The organism is Pseudomonas entomophila (assembly GCF_023277925.1).
GTDB lineage: Bacteria > Pseudomonadota > Gammaproteobacteria > Pseudomonadales > Pseudomonadaceae > Aquipseudomonas > Aquipseudomonas entomophila_D.
The window spans coordinates 1,700,019-1,712,000 of record NZ_CP063832.1 but is presented as its reverse complement, the minus strand read 5'-3'; the positions used below and the strand labels follow the sequence as shown (position 1 = coordinate 1,712,000).

Sequence of the window (11,982 nt, the reverse complement as noted above, 5' to 3'; positions counted from 1 at the left end):
GCATCAACCTGACGAATCGATTACCGGGAGGTCGCCATGGGCGCACTACTGAACCTGGTCGAACGCAACCTGCATGAAGTGCAGGTGGATGCCGACCGCATGCTGTTCCATATCCCCAGCAGTTCGCTGTTCGCCGCCGACGCGGTAACCGGCGGCATCATCGACACCCTGCGTCGCCAGGGCTGCTCCGCCGAGGAACTGATGCAGCTCCTCGGCCAGCGCTTCAGCGGACAGGACATCGAGGAAACCCTGCGCGAGCTGATTGCCCTGGAGGTGGTCAGCGACGGCTCGCCGCTGACGCCGGAGATCGCGCTCAAGCAGGTCGAGCGCACCGCGCTGAACACCGTGGTGCTCAACGTCAACACCGGTTGCAACCTGAGCTGCACCTACTGCTACAAGGAGGACCTCGACAAACCTTCGGCCGGCCGCAAGATGAACAGCGCCACCGCCGAGGCGTCGGTGGAGATGCTGCTCAAAGAGTCACCCGATGAAGCGCGCTACAGCGTGGTGTTCTTCGGTGGCGAGCCGTTGTCCAACCGGGCGCTGATCGAGCACATGGTCGCCTACTGCGAGCGGCGCTTCGCCGAGGCAGGCAAGCAGGTCGAGTTCATCATGACCACCAATGCCACGCTGCTCAACGAAGAGATCGTCGACTGGCTCGACGCCCATCGTTTCGGCTTGTCCGTCAGCATCGACGGGCCGAAGACCGTGCACGACCGCAACCGTATCACCGTGGGTGGGCAGGGCACCTACGACGTGGTGCGGCGCAAGGCCGACATGCTGCTGTCGCGCTACCGCAGCCGGCCGGTGGGTGCGCGGGTCACCCTGACCCGCGGCATCACCGATGTCGAGACCATCTGGAACCACCTGTTCAACGAGCTGGGCTTCGCTGAAGTGGGCTTTGCCCCGGTGACTTCCGGCGACATGGCCGATTTCAACCTCACCGGCGAGGAACTGGTGCAGGTGTTCGCCAGCATGAAGGCCTTGGGGCGGCGTTACCTGGACGCGGCGCTGGAGCACCGCAACATTGGCTTCTCCAACCTGCACCAGCTGATCACCGACATCCACGAGGGCCACAAGAAGGCCCTGCCGTGTGGCGCGGGCCTGAAGATGCTGGCCGTGGACCACGCAGGCGAGTTGAACCTCTGCCACCGCTTCACCGGCTCCAGCCTGCCGACCTTCGGCAACGTGCATCAAGGCGTGAAGCAGGCGCAGCTCAACGACTTCCTCTCGCAACGCCTGGACCGCAGCGGCACCGGCTGCGACAGCTGCCGCATCCGCAACCTGTGTTCCGGTGGCTGCTACCACGAGAGCTATGCCCGTTACGGCGACCCGCAGCATCCGACCTACCACTACTGCGAGCTGATGCGCGACTGGGTCGATTTCGGCATCGAGGTCTACAGCCGCATCATGGCCAATAACCCGGCCTTCATCGATCGCTACATCACTCCTCGGAAGGCGCATTGACATGAAGCACCTCAAACCGCTGAACAACAAGGCGCGCATCCTCGAACAGGCCGCCGCCGAAGACCGCGTCGACGAAGTGCTGGCCATGAGCGCCGTGGCCGGCTGCACCGCCACCACCGACCCGGGCTGGGAGGTCGATGCCTTCGGTGGCGTCAGCTCGCTGTGCCAGCCGATGGAAGCCGACCTGTACGGCTGCTCCGACCCCTGCTGGTGGCCGGCCCAGGTGCCGGACATGATGAGCACCTACCAGGACTGGAATGCCCAGGCGACCAACTCCCAGGAAGACTGGCGCAACCTGGGCACCGTATTCCCGAAAGACAAATAGAACGACAAGGGGAAACCGCATGAAACCTGGACTCTGCGCGCAACTCGCGCTCACCGTTGCCGCCACGGCCTGCACCTGGGCGGCCCAGGCCGATGACGCAGGCCCGGCCCTGAAGGCCGGCCATGAGTACCTGATCGCCACCAACTACCCGAACAACCTGCACGTGGTCGAGGTGGCCAGTGACTCGTTGTACAAGACCTGCCGCATGCCCGATGCGTTCGGCCCCGGCACGGCGGTGATGGCGCCGGACAACCGCACCGCCTATGTGCTCAACAACCATTTCGCCGATCTCTACGGCATCGACCTGGACAGCTGCAGGACCACCTTCCACGCCAACTTGTCCAGCGTGCCGGGCGAGGTGGGCAAGGCGATGTACTCGTTCGCCATCAGCCCCGATGGCAAGGAGGTGTATGCCACGGTCAACCCCAGCCAGCGCCTTAACGACCACTATGTGGTCAAGCCGCCGCGTCTGGAGGTGTTCAGTACCGGGGATGGCCTGGATGCCAAGCCGGTGCGCACCTTCCCGATGCCGCGCCAGGTCTACCTGATGCGTGCCGCCGATGACGGCAGCTTGTATGTGGCTGGGCCGGACATCTACAAGATGGACGTGAAGACCGGTCAGTACAGCGTGGCGCTGCCGCTGCGCAGCTGGAACCGCCCAGGGTACGGCGCGCCGGACGTGCTGTACTTCTGGCCGCACCAGAGCGCCCGGCACGAGTTCTCGATGCTCTACACCATCGCCAGGTTCAAGGATGCCAAGCAGGACCCGGCCACCGCCGAGCCGTTGTACGGCTACCTGAGCATCGACCTGAAGACCGGCAAGGCGCATACCGAGGAGTTCGCCGAGCTGACCGAGCTGTACTTCACCGGCCTGCGCTCGCCGAAGGACCCGAACCAGATGTACGGGGTGCTCAACCGCCTGGCCAAATACGACATCAAGCAGCGCAAGCTGATCAAGGCGGCTAGTCTGGAGCACACCTATTACTGCGTGACCTTCGACAAGAAGGGCGACAAGTTGTACCTGGGCGGCACGTTCAACGACCTGGCGGTGTTCGACCCCAATACCTTGGAGAAAGTGGGGAGCATCAAGCTGCCGGGTGGCGACATGTCCACCACCACACCGCAGGTGTTCGTCCGCTAGATCGGTGTCGCGACCTTCGCCGGCAAGGCCGGCTCCTACAGGTATAGGAGCCGGCTTTGCCGGCGAAAGGGCCTGAACACTCACCACAATAACAAGAGCACCCCATGACCCAGCCAAGCCACACCCAGGGCAACCCGGACAAACCGCTGCTGACCCAGTGCATCGGCGACGCTTTCGATACCACCGTTGCTCGCTTCCCCGACCGCGAGGCACTGGTGGTTCGCCATCAGCACCTGCGCTTCACCTGGCGGCAACTGGCCGAGGCCGTCGATCGCCATGCCCGTGCCCTGATGGCCTTGGGTGTACAAGCCGGCGACCGCCTGGGGATCTGGGCGCCGAACTGCGCCGAATGGTGCATTACCCAGTTCGCCAGCGCCAAGGTCGGCGCGATCCTGGTCAATATCAACCCGGCCTACCGCACCAGCGAACTGGAATACGCTTTGAGCCAGTCTGGCTGCAAGTGGCTGATCTGTGCCGACGCGTTCAAAACCTCCGACTACCACGCCATGGTGCTGGGGCTGGCGCCCGCTCTTGGCGAAAGTCGCTGTGGCGAGCTCGTCTGCGAGCGTCTTCCCGAGTTGCGCGGGGTGGTGAGCCTGGCCGCCGAGCCGCCCAAGGGCTTCTTGACATGGCACGCTCTTCAGGCGCGGGCCGATGAGGTCACCCCACAGGCACTGGCCGCGCGCCAGGCCAGCCTGCACCGCCACGAACCGATCAACATCCAGTACACCTCCGGCACCACCGGCTTCCCCAAGGGCGCGATGCTGAGCCACCACAACATCCTCAACAACGGCTATATGGTCGGTGAGAGCCTAGGCCTCACCGAGCACGACCGGCTGGTGGTGCCGGTGCCGCTGTACCACTGCTTCGGCATGGTCATGGCCAACCTCGGTTGCATGACCCATGGCAGCACCCTGATCTACCCCAGTGACGCCTTCGACCCGCTACTCACGCTACAGGCGGTTGCCGAGGAGCGCGCCACCGCGCTGTACGGCGTGCCGACCATGTTCATCGCCGAACTGGACCACCCGCGGCGGGGCGAATTCGACCTGTCCAGCCTGCGCACTGGGATCATGGCCGGTGCCACCTGCCCGATCGAGGTGATGCGCCGGGTGATCGACGAGATGCACATGAGAGAGGTGCAGATCGCCTATGGCATGACCGAGACCAGCCCGGTGTCACTGCAAACAGGCGCCGCCGATGATCTCGAGTGCCGCGTGACCCGCGTTGGCCGCACCCAGCCGCGCCTGGAAACCAAGGTCATCGACAGCGAGGGCGCCACGCTGCCGCGCGGCGAAGTCGGTGAACTGTGCACCCGTGGTTACAGCGTGATGATCGGCTACTGGAACAACCCCAAGGCCACGGCCGAGAGCATCGACGGCGACGGTTGGATGCACACCGGCGACCTGGCGGTGATGGACGAGCAGGGCTATGTGCGTATCGTCGGGCGCAGCAAGGATATGATCATCCGCGGCGGGGAGAACATCTACCCGCGTGAGCTGGAGGAATTTTTCTTCACCCACCCGGCGGTGGCCGACGTGCAGGTGATCGGCGTTCCGTGCAGCAAGTACGGCGAGGAGATCGTCGCCTGGGTGCGCCTGCACCCCGGGCATGCCGCCAGCGAGGATGAGCTGCGCGAGTGGGCGAAAGCGCGGATCGCGCACTTCAAGGTGCCGCGCCATTTCCGCTTCGTCGATGAGTTCCCGATGACGGTGACGGGGAAGGTGCAGAAATTCAGGATGCGCGAGATCAGCATCGAGGAGCTTGCGCGTTGACGCAGCGTCCTGGTCGGTACGATCCGGTAGGAGCCGGCTTGCCGGCGAAAGGGCCGTGACGGGCAACTGACATGTCATGGCGTGTTCGCCGGCAAGCCGGCTCCTACCGGGTTGCGTCGACCACAGCGGTGATCACCGCAGGAGCTCCGGGCTGTTGAAGTTGCTCAGGCGTTGGTCATTGTCCATGCATTCCAGCGCCTGTACCGGCACCACCCCCAACAAGGCTTTCTGCAGGCTGCGTTCACCGGATGCCCAGGCTTGCTCCAGCATCGGCAGCACCCGGCGCGGCAGCACGCTGAACATCGGCTGCCAGTACCCACCCTGGCGCACCATGGCTGCGCTGTCATGCTCGACAGCCAACCTCAACAGCCCCTCGACCAACGCCTGGTCAATCAGCGGCGCATCGCACGCCAGCATCACCACCCAATCATGACGTGCCACCCCGAGCCCCGCGATCACCCCGGCCAGCGGCCCGGGGAAGTCTGCCTCGAAATCCGACACCAACTGGTCTGCGTAGAGGGCGTAACGGTCCTGGTTGCGGTTGCAGGAAATCACCACGTCGTCGGAGAACTCGCGCACCACATGTTGCACATGGGCCACCAGCGGTTCGCCATGCCAGGGCATCAGGCCCTTGTCGCGGCCGCCCATGCGCTGGCCACGGCCACCGGCGAGGATGAGGATGGAGCAGGGGGGCAGGGTAGTGGACATGAAAAAGGGTTCCGGGCAGTCGATGCCGGGAACCCTCTCATTCAACGGGGCGCCTGTCCAGTCAGGCTTCGCGAGCGGTGGCCACTCCGGCTTTAACGGGCTTGCGCCCCGCCAACCGCATCACCACCACGAAGAACACCGGCACGAACACCACGGCAAACGTGGCACTGAGCATGCCGCCGATCACCCCGGTGCCGATCGCCTGCTGGCTCGCCGAACTGGCGCCGCTGGCGATGGCCAGGGGCACCACGCCGAGGATGAACGCCAGCGAGGTCATGACGATGGGGCGCAGGCGCAGGCGCGCCGCCTGTATCGCCGCGTCCGCTGCGTTGTGGCCTTGGTCCACCAGGTCCTTGGCGAACTCGATGATCAGGATGGCGTTCTTCGCCGACAACCCGATCAAGGTGATCAGGCCGACCTTGAAGAACACGTCGTTGGGCAGGCCGCGCAGGGTCACCGCCAGCACCGCGCCGAGCACCCCCAATGGCACCACCAGCAGCACCGCGGTGGGGATCGACCAACTCTCGTACAGCGCCGCCAGGCACAGGAACACCACCAGCAGCGACAAGGCCATCAGCAGCGGCGCCTGGCTACCGGACAGGCGCTCCTGCAACGACAGGCCGGTCCATTCCAGGCCGGAGCCTGCCGGCAACTGTGCCACCAGGCGTTCGATCTCGGCCATCGCCTCGCCCGAACTGTGGCCCGCCGCCGGCTCGCCGGAGATGGACACCGCCGGGTAGCCGTTGTAGCGGGTCAACTGCACCGGGCCGCTACGCCAGTGGGCGCTGACGAAGGCGCCGAGCGGGACCATCTTGCCGCTGCTGTTGCGCACGTGGATTCTCAACAGATCCTCGACCTGGCTGCGCTGGTCGCCCTCGGCCTGCACCACCACCCGCTGCATGCGGCCCTGGTTGGGGAAGTCGTTGACGTAGTTGGAGCCCACCGCGGTGTCGAGTACCGCGCCGATGTCGGCGAACGACACCCCCAGCGCATTGGCCTGGCGACGGTCGATCTCCAGTTCCACCTGCGGGCTTTCCGCCAGCGAGGCTTCGCGCACATTGACCAGTACCTTGCTCTTGCGCGCCTGTTCCAGCAGTTGGTCGCGGGCGGCCATCAGCGCCGTGTGGCCCATGCCGCCGCGGTCTTGCAGGCGGAATTCGAAACCGGTCGACTCGCCCAGACCGTCCACCGGCGGTGGCAGCACCGCATAGGCGATGGCGTCCTTCAACTGGGTGAATGCCATGGTTGCACGGTCGGCGATGGACTGGGCGCTGTCGTCACCACCCCGCTCGGACCAGTCCTTGAGCGTGGTGAAGGCCAGGGCCGCGTTCTGCCCGCTGCCGGAGAAGCTGAAGCCGAGGATCAGTGTGGTGTTGGCCACGCCCGGCTCTTCCGCGTTGTGCGCTTCGATCTGCTGCGCTACCTCGATGGTCCGTGCCTGGCTGGCGCCTGGCGGCAACTGGATGTCGGTGATGGTGTAGCCCTGGTCCTCGGTGGGCAGGAAGGCGGTGGGCAGCTGGCTGAAGCCGTAGCCCAGCACTGCCACCAATGCGGCGTAGACCAGCAGGTAGCGACCGCTGCGGGCCAACGCGTGGGTCACCCAGCGCTGGTAGCCGTTGCTCATGCCCTCGAAGCGGCGGTTGAACCAGCCAAAGAAGCCTTTGCGCTCGTGGTGCTCGCCTTTTTCCAGTGGCTTGAGCAGGGTGGCGCACAGGGCTGGCGTGAGGCTCAGGGCGAGGAACGCCGAGAACAGGATCGATACCGCCATCGACACCGAGAACTGCTGGTAGATCACCCCCACCGAGCCCTGCATGAAGGCCATCGGCAGGAACACCGCCACCAGCACCAGGGTGATGCCGACGATGGCCCCGCTGATCTGGCCCATGGCCTTGCGCGTGGCCTCCTTCGGCGGCAGGCCTTCCTCGGCCATGATCCGCTCGACGTTTTCCACCACCACGATGGCGTCGTCCACCAGGATGCCGATGGCCAGCACCATGCCGAACAGTGTCAGCACGTTGATCGAGAAGCCCAGCGCGTTCATCACCGCGAAGGTGCCCATCAGCGCCACCGGCACCACCAGGGTCGGGATCAGGGTGTAACGCAGGTTCTGCAGGAACAGGAACATCACGGCGAACACCAGCACCATGGCCTCGACCAGGGTACTGATCACCTGCTTGATCGACACTTTGACGAACGGCGAGGTGTCGTAGGGGATGTCGTACTTCACGCCGGCCGGGAAGTAGCGCGACAGCTCGTCGAGCTTCTGCTTGACCAGGGCCGCGGTCTCCATGGCGTTGGCGCCGGGCGACAGCTTGACGCTGAAAGCGCTGGTGGCCTTGCCGTTGAGGCGGGTGCCGTACTGGTATTCCTGGGCGCCGATCTCGACCCGGGCGACATCGCCGACGGTAACTGTCGAGCCGTCAGCATTGGCGCGCAGCACGATCGCGGCGAACGCTTCAGGCGTGCTCAACTGGCCCTTGACCACCACGTTGGCGGTGATTTCCTGGGTCGGGCGGCTGGGCAGGTCGCCGATGCTGCCGGGGGCGACCTGGGCGTTTTGCGCGGCGATGGCTTCGGCCACGTCGTTGGGAGTGAGCTTGAAACCGACCAGCTTCGCCGGGTCGATCCAGATGCGCATGGCCCGTTCCGAACCATACAGCTGCGCCTTGCCGACGCCCTTGATGCGGCGGATCTCATTCATCACGTTGCGCGCGAGGATGTCCGACAGGGCAATTTCATCCAGGTTGCCGTCCTCGGAGGTGAGGGTGGCCAGCAGCAGGAAGCCGGTGGACACCTTCTCCACCTGCAGGCCTTGTTGCGTCACCGGGCGTGGCAGGCGCGACTCGATCACCTTCAGGCGATTCTGCACGTCCACCTGGGCCATGTCCGGGTTGGTGCCAGGCTGGAAGCTGGCGGTGATGGTGGCATTGCCCAGGCTGCTCTGCGACTCGAAGTAGAGCAGGTTGTCGGCACCGTTGAGCTCCTGCTCGATGATGCTGACCACGCTTTCGTCCATGGTCGCCGCCGAGGCGCCCGGGTACACGGCGTAGATTTCCACCTGTGGCGGTGCCACGTCGGGGTACTGGGCCACCGGCAGCTGCGGGATGGCCAGGGCGCCGACCAGGAGAATGAACAAGGCGACCACCCAGGCGAACACCGGGCGGTCGATGAAGAACTGCGGCATGGATCAGGCCCTCATTGGCCGTTGTGTTGGGCGACGGCGGTGGCGCCCGGTTGCTCGTCGACCTGCACCTGGTCGCCGGCCTTGACGTGTTGCAGGCCCTCGACCACTACGCGATCGCCTGGGGCCAGGCCTTCGCTGACGATCCAGCGGTCGCCCTGGGCGCTGCCGAGGGTGACCGGGCGCTCGCTGACACGGTCCTGGTGATCGACCACCAGCACCTTGGGCACGCCGGCGCTGTCACGCAGGATGGCCCGCTGCGGCACGCTGATACCTTGAGGTTGCACGGCCTGCTCCAGGCGCACGCGTACGTAGCTGCCGGGCAGCAGGTCGAGGTCGGGGTTGGGGAACTCGCTGCGCAGGGTGATCTGGTTGGTGCTTGGGTCGACGCTGATGTCGGAGAACAGCAGCTTGCCCGGCAGCGGGTAGGCGCTGCCGTCATCCTGCACCAAGGTGGCCTTGACCTGGTCCTGGCCGACCTGTTGCAGCTCGCCGGCACGCAAGGCGCGGCGCAGGGCGTTGAGCTCGCGGGTCGACTGGCTGACGTCGGCGTGGATCGGGTTCAACTGCTGGATGGTGGCCAGCGGCGTGGTCTCGCTTTGACCGACCAGCGCGCCCTCGGTGACCAGGGCGCGGCCGATGCGCCCGGAAATCGGTGCGGTCACGGTGGCATAGCCGAGGTTCAGACGCGCGCGCTCCAAGGCTGCCTTGGACTCGGCGACCGCGGCATCGGCCTGGAGGAAGGCGGCGCGGGCGTTGTCGTATTCCTGGCGGCTGACCGCCTTGTCGTCGACCAGTTCGCGGTAGCGCTGCTCCTGCAGGCGCGCCTGGTACACGGTTGCCTCGGCCTTGGCCAACGTTGCGCGGGCGCTATCGAAGTCGGCCTTGAACGGTGCCGGGTCGATCAGGAACAGCACATCGCCCTGCTTGACGTCGCTGCCTTCGCGGTACACCCGCTTGAGCACCACGCCGGCCACCCGGGCGCGGACCTCGGCGGTGCGTGGCGCGAGGATGCGGCCGCTGAGCTCGGTGCTGATGGCCAGCGGCTGGACGGCGAGAGTTTCGACCCGGACCTGGGGGGCAGGGGCCTGTTCTTCCTGGTCGGTGGCGTCATTGCAGCCGGCCAGGGAAAGGGTCATCAGCGCCAGCAACGCCAAGGGGCGCAGGCGCAGGGAGCGTGGAGTGGACATACAGATCTTCCGGAATTGATCGAGCGTATGTTAAGGCAGCCGTTCGCGTGGCCGCTGTTAAGCTGTGTAGGCGGTATGTGAAAAAGTGTGAAGCGTTGGCGGTGCCTGGCGCAGGATTCTATATCCTGCCTAACTTCAATCTTTCGTCAAATTCACTTATGCCCAACATTCTCCTGGTCGAAGACGACAGCGCGCTGTCCGAGCTGATCGCCAGCTACCTGCAACGCAACGATTTCCATGTCCGGGTGATTGCCCGGGGCGACCATGTGCTGGACGAGTTTCGCCGGCAGAAACCGGACCTGGTGATCCTCGATCTCATGCTTCCCGGCCTGGATGGCCTGCAGGTATGCCGCCTGCTGCGCCAGGAGACGCAATGCCTGCCGATCCTGATGCTGACCGCCCGCGACGACAGCCACGACCAGGTGCTGGGCCTGGAAATGGGGGCCGACGACTACGTCACCAAACCCTGCGAGCCCCGGGTGCTGCTGGCCCGTGTGCGCACCTTGCTGCGCCGCAGCAGCGTCAACGAGCCGCGCCTGGACAGCGACCTGATCCAGGTCGGCGGCCTATGCATCGACCTGGCCGAGCGCAGCGTGAGCTGGCGCGGTGAGGAGGTGGAACTGTCCAGCGGTGAGTACAACCTGCTGGTGGTGCTGGCGCGCAATGCCGGTGAGGTGATGAGCCGCGACCGCATTCTCCAGCAATTGCGCGGCATCGAGTTCAACGGCACCGACCGTTCGGTGGACGTGGCCATCTCCAAGCTGCGCCGGCGCTTCGACGATAACGCCGGCGAGGCGCGCAAGATCAAGACCGTGTGGGGCAAGGGCTACCTGTTCAGCCGGGTCGAGTGGGAGTACTGACAGGCCATGCTCAAGATCCTGGTGCGGCTGTACCTGGTGATCATCGTCGCCTATGCCGGCGCGATCGCGTTGATTCCCGACACCATCGTCGGGCTGTTCCATGAGCGCTTCCTGGCCTACAACCTTGAACAGGCCAAGGGTGTGCAGACCCTGATCGTGCGCCAGTTCCAGCAGGCGCCGCAGGAACAGTGGCCGGCGGTGGAAAAGGACCTGGCCACAGCGTTCAAGCCGCTGGAGGTGCGCTTGCAGCGCATCGCCGACGCCGACCTGAGCACCGAGGAGAAAGCCCGGCTCGAGCGTGGCCTGTTCGTGGTGCGGCTGGCCGACTGGGGCTACTACGAAACGGCGTTGGCGCCGCTGGACGGGGAGTGGATGGTACGCCTGCATGCGCCGGACGACCCGCTGGACATCAACGTGTTGTCGTGGGGCGTGACCGTGCTGATCGGCGCGGCCATGCTTGGCTGCCTGCTACTGTGGGTGTGGCCGCACTGGCGCGACCTGGAGCGCTTGAAGGATACCGCCCGACGCCTGGGCCATGGCGAGATGTCCGAGCGCACGCACATCTCGCCACGCTCGAATATCGGCGAGTTGGCCGGGGTGTTCGACACCATGGCCAGCGATCTGGAACGTCATGTGAATCAACAGCGTGAACTGCTCAATGCGGTGTCCCACGAGCTGCGCACCCCATTGACCCGCCTGGACTTCGGCCTGGTGCTGTTGTTCGACGAGGTGCCGCAGCCCAGCCGCAAGCGCCTGCTGGAACTGGTTGGTCACGTGCGGGAGCTGGATGAGCTGGTGCTTGAGCTCCTTTCGTACAGCCGCATGGAAAGCCTCGATCAGGCCCGCGAGCGGGTCGAGGTGTCGTTGCTGGAGCTGGTGGACAGTGTGCTGGGGGGGTTCGCCGAGGAGCTCGACAGCCGTGGCATCCAGTGGGAGGTGCGCGCCGACGCGAACCTGCCGCGCTTCGTGCTTGATCCACGGCTGACCGCGCGCGCCGTGCAGAACCTGGTGCGCAACGCCATGCGCTATTGCGACGAAAGCCTGTTGCTGCGCTTGCACCTCGATGAGGATGGCACCTGCCTGCTGACGGTGGAGGACGATGGCATTGGTATCCCGAGCGAGGAGCGCGAGCGGATTTTCCAGCCGTTCTACCGCTTGGACCGCAGCCGTGATCGCAATACCGGTGGGTTCGGGTTGGGGTTGGCGATCAGTCGGCGGGCCATCGAGGGGCAGGGCGGGACACTGACCGTGGCGCAGTCGGCATTGGGGGGCGCACAGTTCAGGATTCGATTGCCGGCCGGCTAGCACCGGTTAGCCTGTAGGGGCCAGCCTTAC

Annotated in this window: 9 protein-coding genes; 6 read left to right on the top strand and 3 right to left on the bottom strand. The window is 65.4% G+C overall.

Annotated elements, in window-relative coordinates:
- Window positions 1-36 precede the first annotated feature (36 nt).
- The 4 genes from peaB to IM733_RS07445 all read left to right on the top strand — a co-directional run bounded on the left by peaB (window position 37) and on the right by IM733_RS07445 (window position 4,708).
- The gene (gene peaB, locus IM733_RS07460) at window positions 37-1,467 is read left to right on the top strand and encodes a quinohemoprotein amine dehydrogenase maturation protein (RefSeq protein ID WP_248920260.1); all 1,431 of its coding nucleotides are present in this window, start codon (window positions 37-39) and stop codon (window positions 1,465-1,467) included.
- A gap of 1 nt (window position 1,468) precedes the next feature.
- Complete coding sequence (qhpC, locus tag IM733_RS07455; protein WP_248920259.1) at window positions 1,469-1,792, top strand: quinohemoprotein amine dehydrogenase subunit gamma; 324 nt, start codon at window positions 1,469-1,471, stop codon at window positions 1,790-1,792.
- Between the two features lie 19 nt (window positions 1,793-1,811).
- Window positions 1,812-2,933: a quinohemoprotein amine dehydrogenase subunit beta gene (gene peaD, locus IM733_RS07450; RefSeq protein ID WP_248920258.1), complete on the top strand. Its 1,122-nt coding sequence runs from the start codon at window positions 1,812-1,814 to the stop codon at window positions 2,931-2,933.
- Between the two features lie 104 nt (window positions 2,934-3,037).
- Window positions 3,038-4,708 (top strand): fatty acid CoA ligase family protein, encoded by a 1,671-nt coding sequence (locus IM733_RS07445; RefSeq protein WP_248920257.1) that lies wholly within the window; start codon window positions 3,038-3,040, stop codon window positions 4,706-4,708.
- A gap of 132 nt (window positions 4,709-4,840) precedes the next feature.
- Here IM733_RS07445 and mobA read toward each other — a convergent pair whose 3' ends face one another.
- The 3 genes from mobA to IM733_RS07430 all read right to left on the bottom strand — a co-directional run bounded on the left by mobA (window position 4,841) and on the right by IM733_RS07430 (window position 9,787).
- Window positions 4,841-5,416 carry a molybdenum cofactor guanylyltransferase MobA gene (gene mobA / locus IM733_RS07440; RefSeq protein ID WP_248920256.1) on the bottom strand — a complete coding sequence of 192 codons (576 nt, stop codon included), beginning with the start codon at window positions 5,414-5,416 and terminating at the stop codon, window positions 4,841-4,843.
- 61 nt (window positions 5,417-5,477) lie between these two features.
- Entirely contained in the window at window positions 5,478-8,600 is a 3,123-nt protein-coding gene (locus IM733_RS07435) for an efflux RND transporter permease subunit (RefSeq protein ID WP_248920255.1), read from the bottom strand.
- A gap of 11 nt (window positions 8,601-8,611) precedes the next feature.
- A complete protein-coding gene (locus tag IM733_RS07430; RefSeq protein ID WP_248920254.1) occupies window positions 8,612-9,787 on the bottom strand; it encodes an efflux RND transporter periplasmic adaptor subunit in 1,176 nt (391 codons plus the stop codon).
- Between the two features lie 158 nt (window positions 9,788-9,945).
- Between IM733_RS07430 and IM733_RS07425 the strand changes: the two genes are divergently transcribed.
- A complete protein-coding gene (locus IM733_RS07425) occupies window positions 9,946-10,647 on the top strand; it encodes a response regulator transcription factor (RefSeq protein WP_248920253.1) in 702 nt (233 codons plus the stop codon).
- A gap of 6 nt (window positions 10,648-10,653) precedes the next feature.
- On the top strand, window positions 10,654-11,952 hold the full coding sequence (locus IM733_RS07420; RefSeq protein ID WP_248920252.1) for an ATP-binding protein: 1,299 nt from the start codon (window positions 10,654-10,656) through the stop codon (window positions 11,950-11,952).
- The last annotated feature ends 30 nt before the right edge of the window (window positions 11,953-11,982 follow it).